The following is a 25,663-nucleotide window of genomic DNA, read 5'->3' as shown; positions in this document are numbered from 1 at the left end:
CGATCGGACATCGGCCCGGCCCACAAGATCGAATGGAGGCCGAACCGCGTGATTTTTCATCAGATTTCCGACTGGAACGACGCCTATGCGAATGCTCCGAACATTCCAGGCGGCGAACGCTGGCCTGCGGCATGGGTGCAGCCCGCGCAGGCCTATCGCGACGCACTTCAAGGCAGCGGCCGCGCGACGCTCGACATCGGCTATGGCGAGCGCGCACGAAACCGCTTCGATCTCTTTAAACCGGAGGGCCGGCCAAAGGGCCTGGTCGTCTTCGTCCATGGCGGGTTCTGGAAGGCGCTCGACAAGAGCTTTTGGTCGCATCTCGCGCGTGGATCGGTTGAAAGCGGCTATGCGGTGGCGATGCCCTCCTACACGTTGTGCCCGGCCGTGCGCATCTCCGAGATCACGCGCGAAATTGCTGCGGCCGTCGAGCGCGCCGCCGCGATGGTCGAAGGTCCGCTTTTTCTGACGGGCCATTCCGCCGGCGGGCATCTGGTGACACGCATGATCTCGGCGACGTCGCCGCTCCCGGACGATGTCAGGGCGCGCATCAGCCACACCGTCTCCATTTCCGGCGTTCATGACCTTCGTCCGCTGATGAAGGCCGCCATGAACACGGACCTTCGGATCGACGAGGCCGAGGCGCTCGTGGAAAGCCCCGCATTGCTGGAGCCGATGCCGAATGCGGGCCTAACATGCTGGGTAGGCAGCGCCGAGCGCCCGGAATTCGTCCGCCAGAACGCGCTCCTCGCCAACATCTGGACCGGGCTCGGCGCGAAAACCTGCGTGATCGAAGAACCCGGCCGGCATCATTTCGATGTCATCGATGGGCTCGCCGATCCCTGTCACCAACTCACCAGGGCCTTGTTGTCGCCGCAGCCTGCTGAATTTGTGAAATGAACGGCGGTCGCGGTGTGGCCTTGCCATCCGGTGGCTCTGACCTGCCAATCATGCTGCTTGAAACGTCTGTACGGCCTGACGTGCACCGAGTGCGTAAAGTTTTGCGAGCGCCCCGGTGACGGCGCTGCGCATGCGGGGATCGTTCCCGAGCGTGCCGAAGATGGAGCTTACCTCCAACAGCGCGGGAGCAAGCCGCTCTGCGACCGGACCGGCACGCTCGGCGATATCAGCCAACTCTCGCGCGAGGGGATCGCGCACGTCGATGGCGCGGCCTCGCTCGTCGGTGCCGGTGACGTAACGCATCCAGCCGGCCACCGCGAGCGCGTGGGTATCGATCGGCAGCCCCAGCCGCAGCCGGTCCTGCATGGTCGCGAGCAGCCGTTGCGGCAGCTTCTGCGATCCGTCCATCGCAATCTGCCAGGTGCGGTGATGCAGGGCCGAATTGGAGAAGCGCTGCAGCAGCGATGCGCTATAGGCTGCCAGATCAGTTCCTGCAGGCATCGCCAGCGTCGGCGCGGCGTCTTGCATCACCTGTCGGGCAAACGCCACAAAGCGATGGTCGGCCATGGTTGCGGCGATGGTCTCAAAGCCTGCGAGATATCCGAGATAGGCGAGCGCCGAGTGGCTGGCGTTGAGCAGCTGCAGCTTCATATGTTCGAACGGCGTTACATCCGGGACCAGTTGCACGCCCGCAGCCGCAAAGTCCGGCCGTCCGGCCGGAAAGCGGTCTTCAACGATCCATTGCGTGAACGGTTCGGTGATAATGGGCCATGCGTCGATCATGCCGAGCGCTGAAGAAATCTCCGCCCGGTCAAGCTCCGTGGTCTCCGGCACGATCCGGTCCACCATGGTCGAAGGGAAGGCCACCTCGGCTTCAATCCATTTCGCGAGATTGCGCGATCGCAAGGCGGCGAACTGCGTCACGATCCGTTCAACTGTTTGGCCATTGGCGGAGAGATTGTCACAGGAAAGAACAGTGAAGGGGGCTTCGCCCGCGATCCGCCTGCGCGCGAGCGCGGCCACCAGGTATCCGATGGCCGAACGCGGCGTGCCGGGATTCTGCAGGTCATGAACGATGTCGGGATGACGCTCGTCCAGATCGCCGGTCTGCGGCGTATGGCAATAGCCCTTCTCGGTAACCGTCAGCGAGACGATACGCGTGGCCGGGTTGGCCAGGCGCGCAATCAACTGGCCGGGTTTCTCGGCAGCGACGTCGACAGCGAGCACCGAGCCGATGATGCGGTGATCGGTGCCCGCGCCGGAGCGAACAGCCAGCGTGTAAAGACCGTCCTGCGGGGCGAGGGCATCGCGTGTCGCCGGGCTGCGCAAGCTGGCTCCGATGATTCCCCAATCCATAGCGCCGCCTGCCAGGAGGTCGTCGATCACCACCGCCTGGTGGGCCCGGTGGAACGCACCAATTCCGAGGTGAACGATGCCTGGTGAGATCAGCGAGCGGTCATATGCCGGTTGCCGGATCTGGCCGGGAAGCCGAGGAAGGCTGGCGTTCGAAAGACGGAAATTGCCGTCTGTCGGGCTGAAAACCGGGATTTTCGCCGTGTCGCTTGACATGGAAGGCTCGATCTATCAATCTTTGGTCAATTGGTAAGGCCAATGTCCCGATTTATTGGCCTTATCCCGACCAAGCAAGAAAAATTCGATTCACTTCGGGGGATCGTCAGGGAGAGCCGAGCGTGCCGCTCGAAGCCGTGGAAGCACGACGCCTTTATCGCCAGGTTGCCGATCAGCTTCGCGCCTTGATCGACAGCGGCGAATACCGCGTGGGCAGCCGGCTTCCGACCGAACGCGATCTTGCCGAACAGTTGAAAGTGTCGCGGCCGACGGTGCGCGAAGCCCTGATTGCTCTGGAAGTCGAGGGCAGGGTTCGGATTCGCGTGGGCTCCGGAATATATGTCAGTGAGCCGGCGGCGCTCGCACCGCCTTTGCCCTTGGCGGCCGAGATCGAAGGTCCATTCGAACTCTTGCGCGCTCGCGAATTCCTCGAAGGCGCGATCGCCGAACAGGCGGCGCGGGTGGCGACAGCCGAAGATATCGCGCGCATCGACGCTTCGCTGGAGGCGATGGCCACCGTGCAGCATCCCGGCGAAGCCTCGATGATCCATGACCGCGCGTTTCATGTCGCGGTCGCCGGCTGTCTCGACAACGCTGTGCTGGTCCGCGTGGTAGGCGAGCTGTTCGACCAGCGGCTCAATCCCTACTTCGCCAAGCTCGCGCATTATTTCGAAAATCCGGAATCCTGGAATGCGGCGCTGGCCGAGCACCGCGCGATCCGCGATGCCATCGCCGCGCACGATTCCGATGCTGCCCGCGTGGCGATGCGCGAGCACTTGGCGCGTTCGCAGGCCCGCTTTGCGCAAAATTTCGGAGCGGAAGCTTCGTCCGCCTCGCGCATCCGCTCAAGCAGCGCCTGAACAACGAGAATTCGAACGGTTCGGCGAGAGAATGTCGGTCCGGTTGGGTAACAAAAGCAAATTGTAACGACGGAGGAAATTCACGTGTTGAAAAAATTGACGATTGCATTCGCGGCGTCTGCTGCGGCGCTGCTGGCCGCGACCACATCAGGCCTGGCACAGACCAAGCTGAAGTGGGCCCATGTTTACGAAACCTCGGAGCCGTTCCACACCGCGTCGGTCTGGGCCGCGGGCGAGATCAACAAGCGGACCAACGGGCGCTACCAGATCGATGTCTATCCGGCTTCGCAGCTCGGCAAGGAAACCGACATCAACCAGGGGCTTGCGCTTGGCTCCGTCGACATCATCATTTCCGGCTCGAGCTTTGCGGCCAAGAGCTTTCCCCCGATCGGCGTGACTTATTATCCCTACACCTTCCGCGATGCCGATCATCTCCTGGCCTACACCAAGAGCGACGTCTTCAAGGAACTCGCCAAGGGCTACGAGGACAAGAGCGGCCATCACATCGTGGCGGTGACCTATTACGGCGTGCGTCACACCTCTTCGAACAAGCCGATCAAGGCCTGCGCCGACATGAAGGGCCTCAAGATGCGTGTGCCTGACGTGCCGGCCTATCTCGCAATGCCGCGCGCCTGCGGCGCCAACACCGCGCCGATCGCCTTTGCCGAGGTCTATCTCGCCCTGCAGAACGGCACCGTGGAAGCCCAGGAAAATCCGCTCACCACGATCGAGGCCAAGAAGTTCTACGAGGTGCAGAAGCACATCGTGCTGACTGGTCACATTGTCGATCACCTCAATACGGTTGTTGCCGGCGCGCTCTGGAAGAAGCTCTCGGAAGAAGACCGCAAAATCTTCACCGACGTCGCCCAGGAAGCGGCGGCAAAGGCTACGGCGGAGATCAAGGCCAACGAGGCCAAGTTGGTCGACTTCTTCAAGCAGAAGGGGCTGACGGTCACCGAGGTCAACAAGGACGAGTTCCGCGACACCGTGATCAAGACCACGAAGTTCGAGACCTTCGACTACCGCAAGTCCGACTGGGATCGCATCCAAGCGGTGAAGTAAACGCCTAGGCCTTCGTCCGTGCTTGCCGCGATTTCGGCGGCAGGCACGGCGGAAGCCTCGAATACGCCAGCTCGGGGAGGGCGCTTGTCGATGGTTGAAGTGCACAAGCAGATCACGGCGGACGAGATCGCCCATACCTTCGAGGACGAGGTCCCCAAGGGCGCCGATCTCGGCCAATACGCCGCCGAGGACTGGCTGGCGCTCGCGATCTTCTGGATCATGGCGCTGTCCGTGTTTCTGCAATTCTTCACCCGCTACGTGCTCAACGACAGTTACGCCTGGACCGAGGAGATCGCGACCTATTGCCTGATCGGCGTGGTCTTTATCGGCTCGGCGATGTGCGTGCGACTGTCGCGGCACATCCAGGTCGATCTGCTGTTTCGTTATCTGCCGCATCTGCCGGCGCGCGCGCTCTCGACGGTCATCGACCTGATCCGGATCGCGTTCTTCGGCTATGCGATCAAGTTGGTCTGGCAGTTCATCCAGATCATCGGCGACGAGCGGATGACCACGATCAAGTTTCAAAAGGGATTTGTGTATTACGCCGTGCTGCTCGGCTTCGTGCTGATGTTCGCGCGCTCGATCCAGATCGCGGTCGAGAACTGGCGGCGTGGTTACTCCATCCTGGAGCGACCCGGCGCATTCGACGGAACGGAAGGCTGACGCCATGCTGCTGCTGCTTGGGGGATTTCTGCTGCTGATGCTGGTCGGCCTGCCGGTCGCGCTTTCGATGGCGGTGTCGTCGCTGGTCTACATTCTCGTCACAGGCATCACGCCGGATGTCACGCTGGCGCAGCGCATGATTGCCGGTGTCGAAAGCTTTCCGCTGCTCGCGGTGCCGTTCTTCATCCTGGCCGGCAATCTCATGAACATCGCGGGCGTGACCGGCCGCATCTACAAATTCGCGGTCGCGCTGGTGGGCTGGATGCGCGGCGGCCTCGGCCACGTCAACATCGTTGGCTCCGTGATCTTTTCCGGCATGTCCGGCACCGCGATTGCGGACGCCGCGGGGCTCGGCACCATCGAGATCAAGGCGATGAAGGATCACGGCTACTCGACCGAGTTCGCGGTCGGCGTGACCGCGGCGTCCGCCACGCTCGGCCCGATCATCCCGCCGTCGCTGCCATTCGTGATCTACGGCATGATGGCGAACGTCTCGATCGGCGCGCTGTTTCTGGGGGGCGTGATTCCGGGCGTGTTCATGACGTTGGCCATGATGGCGACCGTGGCTTATTTCGCCCACAAGAACGGCTGGGGCAGCGATACGCCGTTCTCCTGGCCGCAACTCGGCTCGGCCGCGATCGAAATCCTCATCGTGCTGGCGTTCCCGGTGGTCGTTTGGCTGCTGGTCGTCGCCGGGCTCTCGGTGAACATGGCAGTCGGAATCGGTCTCGTGGCGCTGCTGGCGCTCGACTGGTATTTCGATTTCTCCGCTGTGATGGCGCTGATGGCGCCGGTGATCCTGATCGGCGGCATGACGCTCGGCTGGTTTACGCCAACCGAAGCCGCAGTCGCCGCCGTGATCTGGTCGCTGTTCCTCGGGCTCGTGCGTTACCGCTCGATGACGCTGCAGACCGTCGCCAAGGCGACGTTCGACACCATCGAGACCACGGCATCCGTGCTGTTCATCGTGACCGCGGCGTCGATCTTTGCCTGGCTCTTGACGGTGTCGCAGGCGGCGCAGACGCTGACGGATGCGATGCTCGGCATCACCCAGAACAAGTGGGTGTTCCTGCTGCTGGCGAACATCCTGATCCTGTTCGTCGGCTGCTTCATCGACACCATCGCCGCCATCACCATTCTGGTGCCGATCCTTTTGCCGATCGTGCTCAAGCTTGGCATCGACCCCATTCATTTCGGCCTGATCATGACGCTGAACCTGATGATCGGTCTGTTGCACCCGCCGCTCGGCATGGTGCTGTTCGTGCTGGCCCGCGTGGCGAAATTGTCCGTCGAGCGCACCACCATGGCGATCCTGCCGTGGCTGGTGCCGCTCCTGTTGGCGCTCGTCGCCATCACCTACATCCCGGAGCTGACGCTCTGGCTGCCTAAATACATGGGACTCTCAAAATGACATCGATGGCTTTGGCTGCAACGCTGTTCGGCCCGGAAGATCTGCGTATGATCGAGCGGCCGCTCGATCCGCTTCCCTCCGGCATGGTGCGCATTCGTTTCGGCGCCGGCGGCATCTGTGGCTCGGACATGCATTACTATCGCCATGCCCGCACCGGCGATTTTGTCGTGACCTCGCCGCTGGTGCTCGGCCATGAGATTGCGGGTGAGGTGGTCGAGATCGCAGGCTCGGCGCCCGACGTGAAGGTCGGCGATCGCGTCGCCGTCAACCCGTCGCGCTGGTGCGGCCATTGCAAGCCGTGCCGCGAGAATCGGCCCAATCTCTGCGAAAACATCTTCTTCATGGGATCGGCCTCGAAGACCCCGCATATGCAGGGCGGCTTTGCCTCTTACTTCGACGCCATCCCGGCGCAATGCGTGAAGATTCCGGACCACGTGACCTATCAGGCGGCGGCGCTCGCCGAGCCGCTCGCAGTCTGCCTGCATGCCGTCGCCCGCGCCGGGGACGTGACCGCCAAGCGCGCGGTGCTGTTCGGCGCCGGCCCGATCGGTCTGTTGACCATGCTGGCGGCGCAGCGCGCCGGGATCGCAGAGACAACCGTCGTCGATATCGCGGCGGCGCCGTTGGCGTTCGCCACGAGATTGGGGGCCAATCATGTCGTCGATATCTCCGGCGGCGAAGAGGCCCTGAAAGCGCAGGCTGCCGCGCAGCCGTTCGATGTCGCGTTCGAAGTCTCGGGCACCGCGGCGGGCTTGGCCAGCGCGATCAGTGCGGTCAGGCGCGGCGGCGTCGTGGTTCAGGTCGGCAACCTGCCGGGCGGACAGATTCCGGTGCCGGCGAACGCGGTGATGGCCAAGGAGATCGACCTTCGCGGCTCGTTCCGCTTCGGGACGGAATTCTTCACGGCGGTCGAACTGATCGCCGACGGCAGCGTGGACGTGCTTTCGCTGGTGACGGCGCAACGCCCGCTCGCGGTCGCGCCTGATGCGGTGCGACTCGCGCTCGATCGTTCGCAAAGCGTCAAGGTCGTGCTGACCGCTTGATGGCCGTTCTCATTTCAGGAGCTTCCGCATGATGCTGCAGGGATGGCGGTGGTACGGACCCAACGATCCCGTATCGCTCGACGATATCCGTCAGGCCGGTGCGACCGACGTGGTAACGGCGCTGCATCAGGTTCCGATCGGCGAGGCCTGGACGCGCTCAGCCGTCGAGGAGCGGAGGAGCCTGATCGAGAACTCGCAACCGGGCCGCTCGCCGCTGACCTGGTCGGTGGTGGAATCGATCCCGATTCCTGATGACGTGAAGCGGTTGGGGGGCAAGGCGACGCGCTCGATCGAGGCGTGGATCGCGAGCATGGAGGCGGTCGCTGCCGCCGGTATCAAGATCATCTGCTACAATTTCATGCCCGTCGTGGACTGGTGCCGCACCGATCTCGAATGGGAACTGCCGAACGGCGCCAAGGCGATGCGCTTCGACCAGGACCGTTTCGCGGCGTTCGACCTGCACATCCTGCAGCGCCCCGAAGCGCCTGCGGAATATTCCGAGGCTGCGCAGCGCCGCGCCAGGCAGGTCCATGAAGCGATGACGCAGGCCGATATCGACGTCCTCATCACCAACATTGCCAGCGCGCTGCCGGGATCCACCACCGATCCCCTGACCATTCCGCAATTCCGCGATCGCCTGCAGCAGTACCGCGGCATCGATTCCAAAGTGCTGCGTCAGCACTTAAGCGAATTTCTCGCGCGCGTCGCGCCGGTGGCGGAGCAGCTCGGGGTAACGCTGACGCTGCATCCGGACGATCCGCCGCGTCCGCTGTTTGGCCTGCCGCGCATCGCCTCATCGGCGGAGGATTATCAGGCGCTGTTCGACGCGGTGCCATCCAAGGCCAACGGTATCTGCTTCTGCACCGGCTCGCTCGGCGTGCGCCCGGAGAACGATCTGCCCGCGATGGCCAAACGCTTCGCGCCGCGGATCGGCTTTGCCCATCTGCGGGCGACCAAGCGGGAAGCCGACGGCCTGTCGTTCTGCGAGTCCGATCATCTCGATGGCGACGTCGACATGATCGCGGTGTTGAAGGCTTTGCTGGCGGAGAACCGAACGCGCTCGCCGGAAAATCAGATCGTGTTCCGGCCCGATCACGGCCACCGCATGCTCGACGATCTCGCCGCGACCAAGCGCACCAATCCCGGCTACACCGCGATCGGCCGGCTGCGCGGCCTAGCCGAGTTGCGCGGTGCTATCCGCGCCATTGAACACGCCGGCTAGGGCGGGAAGTGCCCCGAGAGGGGCCCCATTCTACTTTGCATGGGGTTGTTTTCGCAATTTTGTGTCTGGGCCCTTACACCACTCTGGCTCAGGCCGATGTCCGTGCCGTCTTCGCCGCCTCGAAGGCCGCCAGCCGTGCGGCGAACTTTCCATTGGCAAGGCCGGCGCGCGCCAGGTTGGTCGGGGCGGGCAGCGTCTCGAAAAAATGACAGGCCACGCGATGGCCGGGTGCCGCCTCGCGCAGCTCCGGCTCCTCGGCCGAACAGCGCGCCTGCGCATGCGGGCAGCGGGTATGGAAGCGGCAGCCGCTCGGCGGCTTGAACGGGCTCGGCACGTCGCCCTGCAGCATCACGCGCTTGGTGCGGAGCGCGGGATCGGGCTTCGGGATCGCCGCGAGCAGCGCCTGGGTATACGGGTGCAACGGCCGATCGTAGAGCGACTTCTTGTCTGATATCTCGACCAGCTTGCCCAAATACATCACGGCGACGCGGTCGCTGATGTGCTTCACCACGGCAAGATCATGGGCGATGAACAGATAGGAGAGGCCAAAACGCTGCTGCAGATTCTGCAGGAGGTTGACGATCTGCGCCTGGATCGAGACGTCCAACGCCGATACCGGCTCGTCGCAGACGATCAAGTCGGGATTGGCGGCGAGTGCGCGGGCGATACCGATGCGCTGGCGTTGCCCGCCCGAGAACTGGTGCGGATAGCGCCTGGCATGTTCGGGCAGCAGGCCGACGATGTCCAGCAGCTCACGGCCGCGTGCCTCGCGCGATGCGTCATCGCCGATTTCGTGAACGCGCAGCGGCTCGGCCAGGATTTCGCCGACCGTCATGCGCGGATTGAGCGAGGCGTAGGGATCCTGGAAAATGATCTGCATATGCCGCCGCATCCGGCGCAGCGCATTCTTGTCGAGATCGGCGATTTCCTTGCCCTTGAAGCGTACCGAGCCGGCGGTCGGGTCCATCAAACGCAGGACCAGCCGTCCGGTGGTCGACTTGCCGCAGCCGGACTCGCCGACCAGCGCCAGCGTCTCGCCGCGGGCGATCTCGAAGCTGACATCTTCGACGGCGCGCACGAGCCCAATGGTCTTGCGGCGGATCAGCCCGCGGGTGACCGCAAAATGCTTGACCAGGCCGTCGACCTGCAAAACGGGGGCGTCGCTCACGATGTCACCTCGACCGGGGCTTTCCAGCAAGCGACCTGGTGACCGGGCGCGATGTCGCGCAGCGGCGGCGGATCAAGCCGGCAGCGCTGGTCCGCAAACGGGCAGCGCGGCGCAAAGCGGCAGCCCGCCGGCTGGTTGTTGGGGCTGGGCACCGTGCCCTCGATGGTGGCGAGCCGCTTGCGGTCGATATCGATGCGCGGAATCGAACCGAGCAGGCCAATGGTGTAAGGATGCTGCGGGTCGGCGAACAGGTCGTTCACGTCGGCGCTCTCGACGATTCGTCCCGCATACATCACCAGCACCTGGTCGGCGACCTCGGCGATGACGCCGAGATCGTGGGTGATGATCAGGATCGCCATGCCGAGCCGCCGCTGCAGGTCGCTCAACAGGTCAAGAATTTGCGCCTGGATGGTGACGTCGAGCGCCGTGGTCGGCTCGTCGGCGATCAGCAGCGCCGGCTCGCAGGAGAGCGCCATCGCGATCATGACGCGCTGCCGCATGCCGCCCGACATGTTGTGCGGAAAGTCGTCGATGCGCTGCGCCGCTGACGGAATCCGCACCAATTCGAGCATCTCGATCGCGCGCGCCCGCGCCGCGCGCGGCGACATCGCGGTATGGGCAAGGATTGCCTCGACAATTTGCTGTCCCACGGTGTGGACCGGATTGAGCGAGGTCATCGGTTCCTGAAAAATCATCGACATCTTGCCGCCGCGCAGCCTGCGCCGCTCGTCGGCTGTGAGCTTCAGCACGTCGCGATTGCCGAACAGCACCGCCTCGGCCTCGACCTTGCCCGGCGGGCTCGGCACCAGGCCCATCACCGAAAGCGAGGTCACGCTCTTGCCGCAGCCGGATTCGCCGACAAGGCCGATGGTGCGTCCGCGCGGAACGCTGAAGCTGATGCCGTCGACGGCGCGGAACAGCCCGCGGTCCGTCGCGAAGTGGGTTTTCAGGCCGCGAACCTCGAGAAGATTATCCATCAGAACGAGTAATCCAGACCCTTGTAGAAGGTGTTTTGATAGAGCATGTGCGGCCGCACGTCCTTCAGCTTCTTCGAACTGGTCGTATACATGGCGACGTTCATCACGGGCATCAGCAGATGCTCGTTCGTTACCTTCTCCTGCACGCGCGCGTAGTTGAGCGCACGCTCTGCGTCGGTGAGCGCGGCGCGGCCGGCGCGCAGCCACTCGTCGGTCTCGTCGTCTTTCCAGTTCATGCGGTTGGGCGTCGGGATGTTCTTGGAGTTGAAATAGATGTTCATCAACTCGCCTGCAGACAGATAGGGCACGGTGACGGTCCACAGCTCGAAGTCCTGCTTGCCCATCTCGGCAGGCGCGATCGTGGAGTCGAAACCGACGATCTTCCAGTCGATGCCGATCTTGCGCATGTAGCCTTGAATCGCCTCAGAAACGCGCGGGAAGTAGGTGACCTGCGGGAACAGCACACGGGGTGAGAGCTTCATGCCGTCCTTCTCGCGGATGCCGTCGGCGGCGACTTTCCAGCCGGCCTCGTCCAGAAGCTTCTTGGCGCGTTCGACGTCTTCCTTGATGACGTTTTTGGTCTTCTCGGCGAAATCGAGCGCCTTCGGATCGACGTAGGTGAATGCCGGCTCGGCATTGCCCAGCATGATGCCCTTGACGATCTCGGCGCGGTTGATCGCAATGTTCATGGCCTCGCGCACGCGCTTGTCGGCGACCATAGGGCGGGTGATCTTGTAACCGTAATACATGAGCTGGAAGTTGGGCTTGGCTTCCTGAACGGTCAGATTAGGCGCGGCCTTGACCTGCTCGATGAATTGCAGCGGGACCTGATGGGTGAGGTCGAACTGTCCGCCCATGATGGCGGCGACGCGGCTGGCGTCCTCCGGCACGATCTTGATGCTGAGTTTCTCGAACTTCACCGGGCCCTTGTTTTGGTACATTGAGGGGCCCCATTTGTAGGCGTCGTGGCGCTTCAGCACGATTTCCGTGCGCGGCTGCCAGCTCTCGAAACACCAGGGACCGGTGCCGTCGATTCCCTTGATGCCGTAATCCTTGCCGAGCGTCTCCACGCTCTCCTGATTGTGGATCGCATTGGTGTACATGGTGAGCTGCAGCAGCAGTTCGGAGTAGGGCTCGTTGAGCTCATATTCGACAGTATAGGGATCGGGCGCGCGCACTTCCTTGATGTCGCCGGCGCGCCAGGCATAGGGCGCTTTGGTTTCCGGATCCTTCAATCGCTTGAACGTGTAGACGACATCGGCGGCGGTGAACTTCTTGCCGCTGCAGAACGTCACGTCATCGCGCAGCTTGAAGACGTAGGTCTTGCCGTCCTCGCTGATCGTCCACGATTTCGCGAGGTAGGGGATCGTCGTCTTGCCGTCCCAGTCGAGCGCCACCAGCGTATCCTGGAACATGTTGACGATATCCGACGTCGGCGACCAGGTGGTGCGCTGGCCGTCGTAGTGCGGCGCATCCAGTGACTTCATCACCCGCAAGGTCTGCGCCTCGGCCGTCGAGCACATTCCGGCCACGCCCAGCAGCGCCACAGCGCCTGTCAAAATGCTGCGCATCGTGTTCCCTCCCTGTTATTTCTGCCGCGACACGTCCAAGCCCTTATAGAAAGTGTTCTGGTAGAGCATGTGCGGCCTGGCATCGGTGATCTTCTTGTTGGCCACCTGATACATGTTGATATTGAGCACCGGCATCCAGAGGTGCTCGCGCATCACCTTCTGCTGCACCAGCGCGTAGTATTTGGCCCGGTCGGTGTCCGTCAGCGCCGAGCGGCCATGCTTCAGCCATTCATCGGTCTCGGCGTCTTTCCAGTTCATCCGGTTGGGCGTCGGGATGTTCCTGGAATCGAAGTAGATGTTCATTAGATCGCCGGCCGACAGATAAGGCACCGTCACCGACCAGATTTCGTAGTCCTGCTCCGCCATCTTCGCGGATGCAATGGTCGAATCCCAGGGCTGCAGCTGCCACTGTATGCCGATGCGGCGCAGGTAGCCCTGGATCGCCTCGGCAATGCGCGGCGTGTTGCCGGCCTGGGTGTAGTAGACCTTCGGTTGCAGCTTGACGCCGTCCTTCTCGCGGACGCCATCGCTGCCGCTTTTCCAGCCGGCCTCATCGAGCAGCGCCTTGGCGCGCTCGATATCCTCTTTCACGATGCCCTTGGTGGTGGGGTCGTGATCGAGCGCGTCCGGATCGACAATGGTGAAGGCCGGTTCGGCGTTGCCGAGCAGCACGCCCTTGGCGATCTCGACGCGGTTGATGGCGATGCTCATCGCTTCGCGCACCCGTCGGTCTTCCACCATGGGCCGCGTCGTCTTGAAGCCGAAATAGAGCAATTGGAAATTCGGCTTCGCTTCCGTCACGTTCAGCATCGGTGCAGACTTGGCTTGGGCGATGAACTGCGGCGGGAATTGATTGGTGATGTCGAACTGCCCGGCCATCATTGCCGCCACGCGGCTGGACTCCTCGGGCATGATCTTGACGCTGAGCTTCTCGAACTTCACCGGCCCCTTGTTCTTGTACATCGAGGGGCCCCATCGATAGACGTCATGGCGCTTGAGCACAATTTCGGTGCGCGGCTGCCAGCTCTCAAAACACCAGGGGCCGGTGCCGTCGGCGCCCTTGATGCCGTAATCCTTGCCGAGTGCTTCCACGCTCTCCTTGTTGTGGATGACGTTGGTGAACATGGTGAGCTGCAGCAGCAGCTCGGAAAAGGGCTCTTTGAGATCGTACTCGACGGTGCAGGGATCGGTCGCGCGCAATTCCTTGATGTCGCCGGCCCGCCACGCGTAAGGGGCCTTGATCGCGGGATCCTTCAAGCGCTTGAAGCTGTAGACGACATCCTCGGCGGTAAACTTCTTGCCGCTGCAGAACGACACGTCGTCGCGCAGCTTGAACGTATAGGTCCGGCCGTCCTCGCTGATCGTCCATGATTTGGCGAGATAGGGGATCGGCGTGCGGCCGTCCCAGTCGAGCGCGACCAGCGTGTCCTGGAACATGTTGACGATGTCGGAGGTCGGGGTCCAGGTGGTGCGTTGCGCATCGTAATGCGGCGCGTCGATCCCTTTCATCAGGTGGAGCGTCTGGGCCGTCGCCGGGCCGGTGACGCATAGTGCCAAGGACATTCCCAGTGCGAACCTGATCATGTCTGCAGCCTCGGGTCGAGGACGTCGCGGAATGCGTCGCCCAGAAGGTTGGCGGCCAGCACGATCACGAAGATGGCACAGCTCGGGATCGTCGCGATATGCGGCGCCATGAACAGGAAGTCGCGGCCCTGCGCTGCCATCATGCCGAGCTCGGCGATCGGCGGCTGCGCGCCCATGCCGAGGAAGCCCAGCGCCGAGCCGGTCAGGATGATCTGGCCGAAGCGCAACGTCAGGAACACGAAGATCGTCGAAATGCAATTGAGCGTCAGGTAGCGCCAGATCAGTGCGCCGTCGGACACGCCCACGGCGCGGCCAGCTTCCATGAAATCCTGACCCATCACGCCCATCGCCGCGCCTCGCGCCTCCCGCGCGACAGCGGGTACGGTTGCAACGACGAGCGCAATAGCAACAGCCGAGAGCCCGGCGCCGAAGATAGCGGCCACTGCAAGCCCGATCAGGATTGCCGGGAAGGCCAGCATAATGTCGACCAGCCGCATGATCCAGCCGTCCAGCCGGCGATAATAGGTGGCGAGGATACCCATGATGCCGCCGATCAGGCCGCCGACGATCACTCCGACCAGCCCGAGTATCAACGTGTTGCGGGTTCCGAAGATCACGCGGCTTAGGACGTCGCGTCCGGTGTTGTCGGTGCCGAACCAATGCTCGGCGTCCGGCGGCCGCATCACCTTGGTCAGGTCGGTGAAGTAGGGATCGTAGGGCGCGATCCAGGGCGCGAACAACGCTGCGAACACGACTACCGCCAGCACCAGCCCGGCCATGGCAGCCGCCCGGTCGCTCGCGAGACGGCGCAGCACCCCGGCGCGGGCGAACGCGGCGGTTGCGCGCTCCTGTGCAAAGCCTTGTTCGAGAGCCTCGACGCTCATCTTCGTTGCACCCTCGGATCGAGATAGACGTAAAGCACGTCGACCAAGAGGTTGATCGTGAGAAACGCGATGGCGAGGATCATGATCGCGCCCTGCGCCGTCGGAAAATCGCTGGAGACGATGGCGCCGACGGCAAGCCGGCCGACGCCGGGCCATGAGAACATGGTTTCCGTGACCACGGCGCCGCCGAGCAGGAACGCCGCTTGCAGCCCGATCAGGGTGACGACGGGGATCATGGCGTTGCGCAGCGCGTGATGAATGATCACCACCCGCTCACGCAATCCCTTGGCGCGGGCCGTGCGGACGAAATCGGCGCCGAGCACTTCGAGCACGGCGGTGCGCGTCAGCCGCGCGATCGGGCCGATCAGCACCGCGCCGAGCGTCAGAGCGGGCAGGATCAGGCTCGGCAATCCGCCGTCCCATACCGGGCCGGCACGACCGGTGAAGGGCAACAGCGCCCATTTGAACCCAACGAACTGGATCAGGATCAGGCCGATAAAGAACACCGGCATCGACACGCCGGCGACCGAGCAGGCCATGATGATGCGATCGGTGAGGCGGCCGCGATGGACTGCCGCCAGCGTCCCGAGCGCGAGCCCGGCCGGCACGGCGATCAGCATCGCACCGAGCATCAGCTCGATCGTTGGTCCGATCGTCATCGCCAGTTCTTCGCTCACCATTCGGTTGGAAATGATGGAGCGGCCGAGATCGCCGCGCAGCACACGCAGGATGTATTCGAAGAATTGAACGGGGATCGATCTGTCGAGACCGAGTTCCTGTCGGATCGCGGCGATGGTCTCAGCCTTGGCATCGGGCCCCGCAATGATCATCGCGGGATCTGCCGGAACGACCTGCAACAGGCAAAAGCAGAGGAAGAGAACCCCGAGCAGAGCGGGGAACGAAATCAGCAGGCGATGGACAATCTGTTGTCCCATGCGACGCCAACGGACGGTTGGGCCAAAAGGAACTCACGCGCCCACGCCGACGCTATTGTCTCTCCCTTGGCAGCCGCACTTCGTCCGACGTGCGCGGCATTTGATTATCGGAGAATAGTGACATGCGTCCGACGCAGCGTCACGCTCAATCTGACAATTCGTTTCGGGCTGCGTCCTTTTGCGTCGGCGCGACGACTTCTTGCGATGCGAAAAATCCGTGTCACGGGATTTTCGCTGACGCGCCGGCCGTGCTTGGCACCGCGCCCATCTCGACGATGAGCGAAATCAGTGTGAATGCGTCCAGTGGTGAATAAACGGCGGTCACACGCGCTGGGATTCACAACGCGATCTACTGCACGACGTTTCCGATGTGCTTGCTGGACGCACGGCCAGATGAACGTTCGAACTCATGAGAGCCGTCCATCAGGTGCATTACCTCGATGCAATCGGCGTTCAGGCGGTCGTTGTCGACCAGCCGCCCCGCAAGCACCTTCGCCTGAGAGGGATCGTCGGACTGTACATCGACCCAGCGCTGGAGGCACTTGAAGCTGTGACCGTCGGAATTCAACAGGTCCTTGTAGAAGGAGACGCGGTAATTGCTCATCTTGGCACCTCCTGTCGTTCCGGCATCTAGGCGCTAGCTTATACTCTCAGCCGCGGACGTCGGCCAGCCGCTTGCCAGCCCGCGAAGTCGATTTAATCTAACGCGCTGTTCGAGATGCTGGCCATGCACCCTGTAGCTGTCCATCTAGTCAAAAGCTACCGGAAGGATCGAGGCGGCGACGGCGCTTGAACCGAGTGCCGGTTGACTCCTATCCCACGGCCGGCCCCGCCGGCGCGCAACGATTTGCCGCGGCGCGCTACCTGTCAGCGGCGGAATACATCGCGCCGAGGTCGCGAGCCCGCAATCTGCCTCGCCGGATCGACCACCGCTCGAGGCTGTTTTGCATCGCCTCGGCAAGCGCCGGATGCGCGCTTAATCGCTTTTCCGGCACGCACGCGATGATCGCATTTCGATCCTGGACGCCCTGTTCGTCGATGATCCACGCTGCCAGCCGGTCGCCGGCAAGCCGCGCGGCGATGCGATCGGGTACCGGGTCGATGTCGTTCGCGACCAACACGTTCATCACGATGCGGCCGCCGGGCGTCAACCGCGCGCGGATGGCATCGCAGGTCTCGACGTCGAATTCATCGTCAAAGCGAAAATCCGGACCTCCGACATCGATGGCGATCCCGTCGTAAAGCAGATCGTCGTCGAGAATGAACTTCCGGAAATCGGATGCGATCAGCGGCAATCCGTCCGGCAGCCCAAAATAGCGCTGGGCGATCACGAAGCTGATCGGATTGTTGTCGACGATCGTCAGCTCTTTTCCGAGACGCGCCAGTCTGGTCGCGAGATTCCCGCCGCCGCATCCCAGGACGCGGATGTTCGTCGCGCGATGCAAGAGCTCGTCCATGAGCCTGACATAGCTGAAAACGCTCTCGCCGTCGGGCGTGGCCTGACTCTGCCTGATGTCTTCCTCGAAATAGATCAGTGTTCCATCCGCGGTGCATTCGACGATCTCGATCGCGCCGTTCCTGCCCCGATAACGCCCCAGCAACCGCACCTGACATCACCATGCATCAAATAGGATGTATGAAACATCGCTTATCATGTAAGATGCCCGATGCCAATCGGGCGGGGTGAATGTTCCTCGGCACAGATGATGTGCTGCACCTCTGAATTGATGCTTGAGCCCGTAATTTAGACGGTATATCCGTAATCATCCGGAATCGGAGAACCCGTCCCATGATTACCGCCAATCAACTCAGGGCCGCGCGCGCACTCCTGAACATAGATCAGCGGCAGATGGCCGATCTCGCGGATCTTTCCGTGCCGACCATCCAACGCATGGAAGCCAGCGATGGCGTCATCCGCGCCAATGTCGATTCCCTCATGAAACTGGTTTCCGCGCTCGAGAGCGCCGGGATCGACTTGATCAATCCGGGCGCCGCGAGCGCGACCGGGGGGCGGGGCGTGCGCCTTCGCGAACATGTCACAAATCCGAAGATGAAGGTCAAGACCGTGCGCCAACCCAAGAAAGTACTGGAGCGGGCTCGATAGCGTTCCTCATGACGTAATGGTGCGCGTGTCCGCCTGTTCGACCAGCGCCAGCAGTCCTCGCAGCATGGCTACGGGGGTAGGCGGGCAGCCCGGAATGTGCAGGTCGACCGGGACGACTTCGGAGACGCCGCCGATGACCGCATAGCTGCCGGCAAAACATCCGCCGTCCCGCGCGCAATCTCCGACCGCGACGACCCATTTCGGGTTCGGCGTCGCGTGATAGGTGCGCTCCAGCGCCTCGCGCATGTTCTTCGTCACGGGCCCCGTCACCATCAGGACGTCGGCATGGCGCGGCGAGGCGACGAACCGCAGGCCGAACCGCTCCACGTCGTAATAGGCATTGTTGAGCGCGTGAATCTCCAACTCGCATCCGTTGCAGGATCCGGCATCGACCTCGCGTATCGAAAGGCTCCGGCCGAGCCGGCGCCGCGCGGTCTGGCCAACTGCGGTCGCAAGTTCCGCCACCGCGGCATCGGCCGCCGATGGTGCCGGTTCGGTGAGCGGTTGACGGAACACGCTTTCGAAAAGCAGCTTGCGCATCGCATCGTGTCCTTAGAGCGAGATGCCTTTTTCTCGAATAGTCATCTCGCTCCATCCTTTTTTGTTTGAGCATGATCCTCTCGGAAAACCGGTACCCACTTTTCCGGGATCATGCTTTAGAGATCGTGGCCCGAATAGGAGCAGTTGAACGACTTGTTGCAGAGCGGAAAGTCCGCGACGATGTTGTTCTCGATCACGGCTTCCAGCAGCGGCCATTGAAACCATGAGGGGTCGCGCATGTGGCATCGCTCGATCAGGCCGTTGCGCAAGCGCAGCCAGACCAGGATGTCGCCGCGGAATCCCTCCACGATCGCCATGCCCTCGCGCACCTCTCCTCCAAGCGGGACTTCCTTGCGTATCGCCCCCTGAGAAAGCCGGCTCAGTATCTGGTCGATCAGCGACAGGCTTTGCTCGACTTCGCGGATCCTGATCCAGACACGGGCGTTGACGTCGCCTTCGTTCAGGACGGGAACGTCGAAGCGCAGACTGTCATACGGCGGATAGGCTAGCGCGCGGCGCGCATCGAACGACCGGCCCGAGGCGCGGCCGACATAGCCGCCGGCGGCATATTGGCTCGCCAGTGAAGCTTTCAGCGTGCCGGTATCGACGGTGCGATCCTGCAGCGAAGCGGTGTTGTCGTAGAGTTCGACCAGCGCCGGAAAGCGCAGGCGGATATTGTCCAGCGCGGCCTGGATGGCTTCCACGCCGTCACTGCCGATATCACGGACCACGCCGCCGGGCACGATGACGTCGCGCATCAGGCGATGGCCGAAGGCCGCGCCGGCTGCGCGCAGTACGCTCTCGCGCAACACGCCGCAATGTGCATGCATCAGCGCAAAGGAAGCGTCGTTGCAGATCGCGCCGATGTCACCGAGATGGTTGGCGAGCCGCTCGAGTTCTGCGAGCAGCGCCCGCAGCAACACGGCGCGCTCCGGCACCCCGAGATCAAGTGCGGCTTCGGCGGCGCGCGAAAAAGCGTAGGCATAGGCGACGGTGCTGTCGCCCGAGGCGCGGCCGGCGAGCCGAACGCCGCGTTCGAGGCTCGCGCCGGTCATCAGGCCGTCGATGCCCTTGTGGACATATCCCAGCCGCTGCTCCAGCCGGACCACGGTCTCGCCGCTGGCGGTAAAGCGGAAATGTCCGGGCTCGATGATCCCGGCATGCACCGGGCCGACCGGAATCTGGTGCAGGCCGTCGCCTTCCGCGGCGAGAAAGCGATAGGGCGTCGCCTTCGGCAGCGCGTCGATGCGATCGCCCAACGGGAAGCGCACGCCCCAGCGATTGTGATCGAGCCAGGGCCGTGCATCTGATGAGTCCTCGGCGGACAATCCGAACAGATCGTGGATGGTGCGCTCCAGCCGCCGGGCCGGCGGGTGATGCCGGCCCACGGAAGGAAAGCGACGATTGGGGCAATCCAGGCTGATGACCGCGATACCAGCGGTTTGACCATCCATGATCGCCATGTGAACCGTTGCGGGATCGCCCCACAGGCCGAGCAGGCTCCAGCGTCCATGCGCCAGTTCGCTCGCCGCAAACGTCCAGACCGAAGCATCGACCACGACGCGCGGCCACGGGCCGTGTTGCCCGACCTTGCGGCCTTCCAGCGTCAGATCGATCAGCGATGGCATGTCAGTCCTGTCCTCTATCCAAGGAGTTGGGCCACGTGCTGGAACCAGACCACCAGCGGGGCGGGAAGATAAATCCCTGCGCCTAATACCAGTGCGAGATGCGCGAACATCGGAATGTAGGATGCGTCGGCAGGCGCCGTGCTGCCGCGCGGTTCGCCGAAGGCGACGCTGGTCAAGCGCAGCGTCAAGGCGCCGAAGGCCAATAGCAACCCGAACACCAGCAAGATCGCAAGCAATGGCTGCCTTGCAAAGGTCGAGCTCACGACCAGGAATTCACTCATGAAGATGCCGAGCGGCGGTAGTCCCGCGATTGCGACGACGCCTACCACCAGTCCCCAGCCGAGCGCCGGATGGGTCACGGTCAAGCCGCGGATCCGCGATATCCGCTGCGTGCCCTTGATTTGCGATATGTGTCCGACGGCATAGAAGATCGCCGACTTGGTCAGGCTATGCATCACCATGTGCAGAAGCCCGGCGAAATTGGCGAGCGGGCCGCCCATGCCGAACGCAAACACGATGATGCCCATGTGTTCGATCGAGGAGTAGGCGAACAGGCGTTTGATATCGCGCCGCCGGTACAGCATGAACGCCGCGAAGATCAGCGAGACCAGGCCCATCGTCACCATCAGCGGACCGGGCGCGATCGACGCCGGGTTGGCGGCGAGCAGTATCTTGAAGCGCAGCAGCGCGTAGAGCGCGACGTTCAGGAGCAGGCCCGACAACACCGCCGATATCGGCGTCGGCCCCTCGGCATGCGCATCGGGCAGCCAGGCATGCAGCGGCGCGAGGCCGACCTTGGTGCCGTAGCCGAGAAACAGGAACACGAACGCGACGTTGAGCAGGGCCGCGTCGAAGTTCGCGGCGCGCTCGACCAGCAGCGTCCAGACCATGCCGTCCTGGCCTTCGCCCATGACCGGGCGCGCCGCCATGTAGACCAGGATGGTGCCGAACAAAGCGAGCGCAATTCCGACGCTGCCGAGGATGAAATACTTCCAGGCGGCTTCGAGCGCCGCATGGGTACGGTAGATGCCGACCATCAGCACCGTCGTCAGCGTCGCGAGTTCGACCGCCACCCACATCAGGCCGATATTGTTCGACACGAACGCGAGATTCATGCCGAACATCATGATCTGATACATGGCGTGGTAGAAGCGCAGGTAGGCCGGCGTCAGCCGTCCGGTTTCGAGTTCATGCGCGATATAGCTCGCGCTGAAGATGCTGGTGGTGAATCCGACGAAGGTGTTGAGCACGATGAAGACGATGTTCAGATCGTCGATCAGCACGTACGGTCCGGGGGAAGAACGTTCCATCACGAACAGGCAGAGCGCAGACAGGAAAGTCGCGAGGCTGGCCAGCACGTTCAGCCGCGCCGTCAGCCGGTAGCCGGGCAGCGCAGCCAGCAGCGCCGCCGAAGAGATCGGTATCAGCAGAACCGCTGTGACCGGGTCGAAGAAAGGCAAGGTCATCGGCGTTCGCCCCGGAAGTCGTCGAGCGCGGAGACATCGACCGAATCGAAGCGCTCGCGGATTCGGAACAGGAAGATGCCGACCACGATGAACGCGATCAGGATCGAGAAGGCGACGCTGATCTCGACCACCAGCGGCATTCCCTTGGCCCCGGTCGCCGCCAGCACCAGTCCGTTCTCGAGCGACATGAAGCCGACAACCTGGCTGACCGCGTTGCGGCGCGTCACCATGACCAGCAGCCCAAGCAGCACCACCGACAAGGCAAAGGCGAGATCCTCGCGCGCCAGCGGGTCGGCGTCGCTCGTCACCCGCAGCATCAGAACCAGCGAGAGCGCGACCAGGCCCATCCCGGCCAGCATGGTCGGGCCGATTCCGACGGCGGACTCGATGTCGCGGTGAATTCCGAGCTGCTTGACGATGCGGTGCAGCGCCACCGGAATGATGATCGCCTTGAACACCAAGGCGATGAACGCGGTGACGTAGAGATGGGGCGCATCCTGAATGAAGGCCTGCCAGGCGACCGAGAGCGACAGCACCAAAGCGTGGAGCGCGAAAACGTTGAGCAGCGAATAGAGACGGTCCTGATACAGCATCATCAGGCTGATCAGCACCAGTCCGCCGGCCAGCGTGTGCGAAACGTCGAAGGCGAGGCTGTGCATCTGCATCAGAAACTCCTCGAGACGAACAGGAGCAGGGTGCCGAGCAAGCCCAGCATGAGCGCCGCGCCGAGGAACTGCGGAACACGAAACACCCGCATCTTTGCGGTCGCGGTCTCGAACAGCGCGAGCAGGAAGCCGGCCAGCGCGAGCTTGACGATGTAGGCGCCGGTGCCGATCGTGTAGGACAGCGCTCCGCTGCCGTACAGCGCGATCTGCCAGGGGAAGAATACGCAGGCGATCAGCGAGACATAGAGCAGCAGTTTGAGGAACGCGCCGAGCTCGATCATCGCCAGATGGCGCCCTGAATATTCCAGGATCATCGCCTCGTGCACCATGGTGAGTTCGAGGTGCGTCGCCGGATTGTCGACTGGAATGCGCGCGTTCTCCGCGATCGCCACCATGAACAGTGCGACCAGCGCCATGCCGAGCGACACCCGCAAGCCCACGTAGGTCGACGCCAGGAAATGCGCGACCGTCGAAAGCTGGGTCGAGCCGGCGACGAGCGCGAGGCAAAACACGATCAGCAGCATCGCGGGCTCGGCAAGCGCGGCGATCATGACTTCGCGGCTCGAGCCGATGCCGCCAAAACTGGTGCCGACGTCCATTCCGGCGAGTGCCAGGAAGAAGCGCGCGCTCCCCAATAGCGCGACAATGGCGATCAGATCGGCGGTCCAGTTGAACAGCAGTCCGGTCGCGAAGGTCGGGACCAGCGCAGCGGCCACCCAGATCGCGGCGAAGGTGATGTAGGGCGTGACGCGGAACAGCCACGACGCGTTGTCAGCGAGCACCACCTCCTTGCGCATCAGCCGCAGCAGGTCGCGGTATGGCTGAAAGACGGAAGGGCCCTGGCGGCGTACCAGCCGGGCCTTGATCTTGCGCACATAGCCGGTCAAGAGCGGGGCGAGCAGCAGCACGAGCAGCATCTGCACACCTTGCACGATGATGTCGGAGATCACGACCATATCGCGAGCACCAGCAGCAATGTGACGAGGGTGGCAAAGACTAGGCTGAGATATCGCCGGATGGTCAGGAACTGCAGGCGGTTGAGCCGCGTGGACAAGAAGCCGACGGCATCCGCAATCGGCGCATACATTCCGCTCCAGACCAAGTCATGCAATTCGATCCTGAGCCGCGCCGGCCCGATATCTCCCGGCGGCGGCATTGTGACGTGATCGCGGGCGTGGAAGACCAGCGTGCCGAACACCCGGCGGATCGGTTGCGCAAAGCTGACGCCTGAATATTGCGCGGCGGGTGTCGCGTCGGAGAAACCGCATCCCCAGGCCGGCCCCCGTCGCAGCGCGCGCGAGGCGAAGCGGTGAATGAAATAGACCGCCAACGAGGCGGTTGCCGTGATGAACACCATCACCAGCAATCCATTGTACGAGCTGCGGCCCTCCGCGATCGGCACGATTGAAAGCCAGGGTTGACTGGCCTGCGCCGGCATGCGGCTGCCGACAATTTGGGTGGCGACGGGTGCAAGGGCGTCGATTGCCAGTCCCGGCAGGATTCCGGCCAATAGACAAAGCGCGGCGAGGATGAACATGGCCGCGAGCGAGAACCGATCGACCTCACCAGCGGTCTTTGCCGCCGGGCCGCGGGGGCGACCGAGAAAGGTCACGCCATAAGCCTTGACGAAACAGGCCGCCGCCAGCGCCGCCGCCAGCGCGAGCATCGCGCCGACCGCGGGCACCATGATCTTCAGCGCCCATTGCGCCAACTCCGGGCTTTGCAGCACCGCCTGGAAGATCAGCCATTCGGACACGAAGCCGTTGAACGGCGGAAGCGCCGAGATCGCAACGCAGCCGACGAGAACGACGAAGCTCGTGAACGGCATGCGGTGAATGAGGCCGCCCAGTTTGTCCATGTCGCGCTCGCCCGTCGCAGTCAGAACGGCGCCGGCGCCGAAGAACAGCAGGCTCTTGAAGAAGGAGTGGTTGAGCACGTGAAACAGGGCAGCCGTGAAGGCGAGCGCGGCGGCGAGCTTCATGCCATTGGCCTCGAACGCCATCGCCAGGCCGAGGCTGACGAAGACGATGCCGACATTTTCGATGGTGCTGTAGGCCAGGAGGCGCTTCAGATCCTTTTCCATCATGGCGTAAAGAATGCCCATGACGGCGGTGATGCTGCCGAGGAACAGCACGACCGCGCTGGCCGGCCATGTCGGCTGTCCCTGCAGATCGAACATGACGCGAATGAAGCCGTAGATCGCGACCTTGGTCATGACGCCGCTCATCAGCGCCGAAACATGGCTCGGGGCCGCGGGATGGGCGAGCGGCAGCCAGACATGCAGCGGCACCAGGCCGGCCTTCGAACCGGCGCCGAGCAGCATCAGGATCAGCACCAGGGTCGCCGCATAGGGCGTGTGCTGCGCGGCGCGAATGGCCGCGAATCCATAGTCTCCGGCAGGCCCTGCCAGCAGGCCGAACGCCAGCAGCAAGGCGAGCGTGCCGAAACTCGCCATCACGAGATAGACGTAGCCGGCTTTCGCGTTGCCCGGTTCGCGATGATGCGCCATCACCAGCGCCCAGGACGCCAGCGACATGAATTCCCAGCACAGCAAATAGGAAAATGCGTCGTCGGCCAGCACCACGAGATTCATGCCGGCCAGAAAGGCGGGAAAGAACGGCAGTACGCGATGCGGCGCGGGGTCATGATGGCCGTAACCGAGGCCATAGAGACTTGCCGATGCCCCGCCCAGATTGACGACGATGAGGAAGAACGACGCCAATGCGTCGAGACGAAAATGCGCGCCAAGCCATGGCAATCCGACCGGCAAAGTGAGGGTGGTGGCGTCCGTGGCGCCGCCGAGCAGGCTGCGTAACGCGCCGGTCAGTGCAATCGCGGATACCGCCAGTGTCGCGCCGTAGATGACGGCCGTGGCGGTCTTCGAGCGGCTCAGCGCGATCGCCAGCATGGCCAGCCCAAGCAACCCGGCGACACAGACCATTTGCAGAGCGACGGCCGACATTATTTGCGCGACCTCGCTCCGCTCGATGCCTTGTTTTCCGGTCGCGCGTTGGAATATCCGTAATCGGCCTTCAGCCGCACGCCGCGCCCGCCGTCGGCGCTGCTCGCCCCGGCATCGATCAATTCTATGCCGGCGCCCTCGAGCGCGGTGATCAGCTTCACCAGCGAATCGACATTGCCCCGAACCATGGTCTCACTTGCTTCCATGCGCTGGATGGTCGGCACCGAAAGCCCCGATAGTGCCGCGAGCCGACGCTGATCGATGCCGAGAAGCACCCTGGCAGCCCGCAATTGAGCCGCAGTGATCATCAGTCTGCCTCGCCGGCAAGGCTCGAGCCAATTATGGACGTCATTCCTGCATCCTAATTATTGATGTTCAGATGTCAATAAGTGATATCTCAGATATCTATTCTGAGGGGTGTGTTCGAGGACGAAGCCGCAGCGCGCCGC

General features: G+C 63.2%; 24 protein-coding genes. 8 read left to right on the top strand and 16 right to left on the bottom strand.

From position 1 onward, the window contains the following. Positions 1-48 precede the first annotated feature (48 nt). Positions 49-900 carry an alpha/beta hydrolase gene (locus tag V1290_RS09035; protein ID WP_334364075.1) on the top strand — a complete coding sequence of 284 codons (852 nt, stop codon included), beginning with the start codon at positions 49-51 and terminating at the stop codon, positions 898-900. A 48-nt stretch (positions 901-948) separates the two neighbouring features. On the opposite strand, the gene V1290_RS09030 is transcribed toward V1290_RS09035, so the two are convergent. Beyond that, positions 949-2,469: a mannitol dehydrogenase family protein gene (locus V1290_RS09030; protein WP_334364074.1), complete on the bottom strand. Its 1,521-nt coding sequence runs from the start codon at positions 2,467-2,469 to the stop codon at positions 949-951. A 122-nt stretch (positions 2,470-2,591) separates the two neighbouring features. Between V1290_RS09030 and V1290_RS09025 the strand changes: the two genes are divergently transcribed. The 6 genes from V1290_RS09025 to uxuA all read left to right on the top strand — a co-directional run bounded on the left by V1290_RS09025 (position 2,592) and on the right by uxuA (position 8,730). After that, a complete protein-coding gene (locus tag V1290_RS09025; RefSeq protein WP_334364073.1) occupies positions 2,592-3,329 on the top strand; it encodes a FadR/GntR family transcriptional regulator in 738 nt (245 codons plus the stop codon). Positions 3,330-3,413: 84 nt separating this feature from the next. Next, positions 3,414-4,391 (top strand): sialic acid TRAP transporter substrate-binding protein SiaP, encoded by a 978-nt coding sequence (locus V1290_RS09020; protein WP_334364072.1) that lies wholly within the window; start codon positions 3,414-3,416, stop codon positions 4,389-4,391. Between the two features lie 84 nt (positions 4,392-4,475). Beyond that, positions 4,476-5,054, top strand: a complete 579-nt coding sequence (locus tag V1290_RS09015; RefSeq protein ID WP_334364071.1) for a TRAP transporter small permease — start codon at positions 4,476-4,478, stop codon at positions 5,052-5,054. Between the two features lie 4 nt (positions 5,055-5,058). Next, positions 5,059-6,465, top strand: a complete 1,407-nt coding sequence (locus V1290_RS09010) for a TRAP transporter large permease (RefSeq protein ID WP_028347458.1) — start codon at positions 5,059-5,061, stop codon at positions 6,463-6,465. Further along, on the top strand, positions 6,462-7,508 hold the full coding sequence (locus tag V1290_RS09005; protein WP_334364070.1) for an L-idonate 5-dehydrogenase: 1,047 nt from the start codon (positions 6,462-6,464) through the stop codon (positions 7,506-7,508). The genes V1290_RS09010 and V1290_RS09005 overlap by 4 nt, the downstream gene beginning before the upstream one ends. 31 nt (positions 7,509-7,539) lie before the next feature. Beyond that, entirely contained in the window at positions 7,540-8,730 is a 1,191-nt protein-coding gene (gene uxuA / locus V1290_RS09000) for a mannonate dehydratase (RefSeq protein WP_334368977.1), read from the top strand. 88 nt (positions 8,731-8,818) lie between these two features. On the opposite strand, the gene V1290_RS08995 is transcribed toward uxuA, so the two are convergent. The 8 genes from V1290_RS08995 to V1290_RS08960 all read right to left on the bottom strand — a co-directional run bounded on the left by V1290_RS08995 (position 8,819) and on the right by V1290_RS08960 (position 17,456). Then, entirely contained in the window at positions 8,819-9,901 is a 1,083-nt protein-coding gene (locus V1290_RS08995) for an ABC transporter ATP-binding protein (protein WP_334368976.1), read from the bottom strand. Continuing rightward, positions 9,895-10,875, bottom strand: coding sequence for an ABC transporter ATP-binding protein (locus V1290_RS08990; RefSeq protein ID WP_334364069.1), 981 nt, complete (start codon positions 10,873-10,875; stop codon positions 9,895-9,897). Before V1290_RS08990 ends, V1290_RS08995 begins: the two co-directional genes overlap by 7 nt. Further along, positions 10,875-12,446 (bottom strand): ABC transporter substrate-binding protein, encoded by a 1,572-nt coding sequence (locus V1290_RS08985; protein ID WP_334364068.1) that lies wholly within the window; start codon positions 12,444-12,446, stop codon positions 10,875-10,877. Before V1290_RS08985 ends, V1290_RS08990 begins: the two co-directional genes overlap by 1 nt. A 15-nt stretch (positions 12,447-12,461) precedes the next feature. After that, on the bottom strand, positions 12,462-14,030 hold the full coding sequence (locus V1290_RS08980) for an ABC transporter substrate-binding protein (RefSeq protein WP_334364067.1): 1,569 nt from the start codon (positions 14,028-14,030) through the stop codon (positions 12,462-12,464). Further along, positions 14,027-14,914 (bottom strand): ABC transporter permease, encoded by an 888-nt coding sequence (locus V1290_RS08975; RefSeq protein ID WP_334364066.1) that lies wholly within the window; start codon positions 14,912-14,914, stop codon positions 14,027-14,029. The genes V1290_RS08980 and V1290_RS08975 overlap by 4 nt, the downstream gene beginning before the upstream one ends. Then, on the bottom strand, positions 14,911-15,849 hold the full coding sequence (locus tag V1290_RS08970) for an ABC transporter permease (protein ID WP_334364065.1): 939 nt from the start codon (positions 15,847-15,849) through the stop codon (positions 14,911-14,913). Before V1290_RS08970 ends, V1290_RS08975 begins: the two co-directional genes overlap by 4 nt. A 349-nt stretch (positions 15,850-16,198) precedes the next feature. Then, the gene (locus tag V1290_RS08965) at positions 16,199-16,453 is read right to left on the bottom strand and encodes a hypothetical protein (RefSeq protein ID WP_334364064.1); all 255 of its coding nucleotides are present in this window, start codon (positions 16,451-16,453) and stop codon (positions 16,199-16,201) included. 256 nt (positions 16,454-16,709) lie between these two features. Further along, positions 16,710-17,456: a class I SAM-dependent methyltransferase gene (locus V1290_RS08960; RefSeq protein WP_334364063.1), complete on the bottom strand. Its 747-nt coding sequence runs from the start codon at positions 17,454-17,456 to the stop codon at positions 16,710-16,712. Positions 17,457-17,638: 182 nt separating this feature from the next. On the opposite strand from V1290_RS08960, the gene V1290_RS08955 reads away from it, so the two are divergent. Then, entirely contained in the window at positions 17,639-17,953 is a 315-nt protein-coding gene (locus tag V1290_RS08955) for a helix-turn-helix domain-containing protein (RefSeq protein ID WP_334364062.1), read from the top strand. A gap of 6 nt (positions 17,954-17,959) precedes the next feature. Here the strand turns inward: V1290_RS08955 and V1290_RS08950 are convergent, their stop codons facing one another. The 7 genes from V1290_RS08950 to V1290_RS08920 all read right to left on the bottom strand — a co-directional run bounded on the left by V1290_RS08950 (position 17,960) and on the right by V1290_RS08920 (position 25,522). Further along, positions 17,960-18,493, bottom strand: a complete 534-nt coding sequence (locus V1290_RS08950; protein WP_334364061.1) for an NADH-quinone oxidoreductase subunit B family protein — start codon at positions 18,491-18,493, stop codon at positions 17,960-17,962. A 116-nt stretch (positions 18,494-18,609) separates the two neighbouring features. Beyond that, complete coding sequence (locus tag V1290_RS08945) at positions 18,610-20,121, bottom strand: hydrogenase large subunit (protein ID WP_334364060.1); 1,512 nt, start codon at positions 20,119-20,121, stop codon at positions 18,610-18,612. A 14-nt stretch (positions 20,122-20,135) separates the two neighbouring features. Further along, entirely contained in the window at positions 20,136-21,587 is a 1,452-nt protein-coding gene (locus V1290_RS08940; RefSeq protein ID WP_334364059.1) for a hydrogenase 4 subunit F, read from the bottom strand. Further along, positions 21,584-22,246 (bottom strand): hydrogenase-4 component E, encoded by a 663-nt coding sequence (locus V1290_RS08935; RefSeq protein ID WP_334368975.1) that lies wholly within the window; start codon positions 22,244-22,246, stop codon positions 21,584-21,586. Before V1290_RS08935 ends, V1290_RS08940 begins: the two co-directional genes overlap by 4 nt. 5 nt (positions 22,247-22,251) lie before the next feature. Then, the gene (locus tag V1290_RS08930; protein ID WP_334364058.1) at positions 22,252-23,208 is read right to left on the bottom strand and encodes a respiratory chain complex I subunit 1 family protein; all 957 of its coding nucleotides are present in this window, start codon (positions 23,206-23,208) and stop codon (positions 22,252-22,254) included. Next, positions 23,199-25,214 (bottom strand): hydrogenase 4 subunit B, encoded by a 2,016-nt coding sequence (gene hyfB / locus V1290_RS08925; RefSeq protein WP_334364057.1) that lies wholly within the window; start codon positions 25,212-25,214, stop codon positions 23,199-23,201. Before hyfB ends, V1290_RS08930 begins: the two co-directional genes overlap by 10 nt. Then, positions 25,214-25,522: a helix-turn-helix domain-containing protein gene (locus V1290_RS08920; RefSeq protein WP_334364056.1), complete on the bottom strand. Its 309-nt coding sequence runs from the start codon at positions 25,520-25,522 to the stop codon at positions 25,214-25,216. The genes hyfB and V1290_RS08920 overlap by 1 nt, the downstream gene beginning before the upstream one ends. Positions 25,523-25,663 lie beyond the last annotated feature (141 nt).

The organism is Bradyrhizobium sp. AZCC 1578, from assembly GCF_036924675.1.
Lineage (GTDB): Bacteria > Pseudomonadota > Alphaproteobacteria > Rhizobiales > Xanthobacteraceae > Bradyrhizobium.
The sequence above is the reverse complement of the archived record's forward strand: the minus strand, read 5'-3'. Positions and strand labels throughout refer to the sequence as shown.

Excerpts from the sequence above, each read along its gene's own strand:
- V1290_RS09030 (WP_334364074.1), bottom strand. The coding sequence starts at position 2,469 with ATGTCAAGCGACACGGCGAAAATCCCGGTTTTCAGCCCGACAGACGGC.
- V1290_RS09010 (WP_028347458.1), top strand. The coding sequence starts at position 5,059 with ATGCTGCTGCTGCTTGGGGGATTTCTGCTGCTGATGCTGGTCGGCCTG.
- V1290_RS09005 (WP_334364070.1), top strand. The coding sequence starts at position 6,462 with ATGACATCGATGGCTTTGGCTGCAACGCTGTTCGGCCCGGAAGATCTG.
- uxuA (WP_334368977.1), top strand. The coding sequence starts at position 7,540 with ATGCTGCAGGGATGGCGGTGGTACGGACCCAACGATCCCGTATCGCTC.
- V1290_RS08990 (WP_334364069.1), bottom strand. The coding sequence starts at position 10,875 with ATGGATAATCTTCTCGAGGTTCGCGGCCTGAAAACCCACTTCGCGACG.
- V1290_RS08985 (WP_334364068.1), bottom strand. The coding sequence starts at position 12,446 with ATGCGCAGCATTTTGACAGGCGCTGTGGCGCTGCTGGGCGTGGCCGGA.
- V1290_RS08980 (WP_334364067.1), bottom strand. The coding sequence starts at position 14,030 with ATGATCAGGTTCGCACTGGGAATGTCCTTGGCACTATGCGTCACCGGC.
- V1290_RS08975 (WP_334364066.1), bottom strand. The coding sequence starts at position 14,914 with ATGAGCGTCGAGGCTCTCGAACAAGGCTTTGCACAGGAGCGCGCAACC.
- V1290_RS08970 (WP_334364065.1), bottom strand. The coding sequence starts at position 15,849 with ATGGGACAACAGATTGTCCATCGCCTGCTGATTTCGTTCCCCGCTCTG.
- V1290_RS08965 (WP_334364064.1), bottom strand. The coding sequence starts at position 16,453 with ATGAGCAATTACCGCGTCTCCTTCTACAAGGACCTGTTGAATTCCGAC.
- V1290_RS08955 (WP_334364062.1), top strand. The coding sequence starts at position 17,639 with ATGATTACCGCCAATCAACTCAGGGCCGCGCGCGCACTCCTGAACATA.
- V1290_RS08950 (WP_334364061.1), bottom strand. The coding sequence starts at position 18,493 with ATGCGCAAGCTGCTTTTCGAAAGCGTGTTCCGTCAACCGCTCACCGAA.
- V1290_RS08945 (WP_334364060.1), bottom strand. The coding sequence starts at position 20,121 with ATGCCATCGCTGATCGATCTGACGCTGGAAGGCCGCAAGGTCGGGCAA.
- V1290_RS08940 (WP_334364059.1), bottom strand. The coding sequence starts at position 21,587 with ATGACCTTGCCTTTCTTCGACCCGGTCACAGCGGTTCTGCTGATACCG.
- V1290_RS08935 (WP_334368975.1), bottom strand. The coding sequence starts at position 22,246 with ATGCACAGCCTCGCCTTCGACGTTTCGCACACGCTGGCCGGCGGACTG.
- V1290_RS08930 (WP_334364058.1), bottom strand. The coding sequence starts at position 23,208 with ATGGTCGTGATCTCCGACATCATCGTGCAAGGTGTGCAGATGCTGCTC.
- hyfB (WP_334364057.1), bottom strand. The coding sequence starts at position 25,214 with ATGTCGGCCGTCGCTCTGCAAATGGTCTGTGTCGCCGGGTTGCTTGGG.
- V1290_RS08920 (WP_334364056.1), bottom strand. The coding sequence starts at position 25,522 with ATGATCACTGCGGCTCAATTGCGGGCTGCCAGGGTGCTTCTCGGCATC.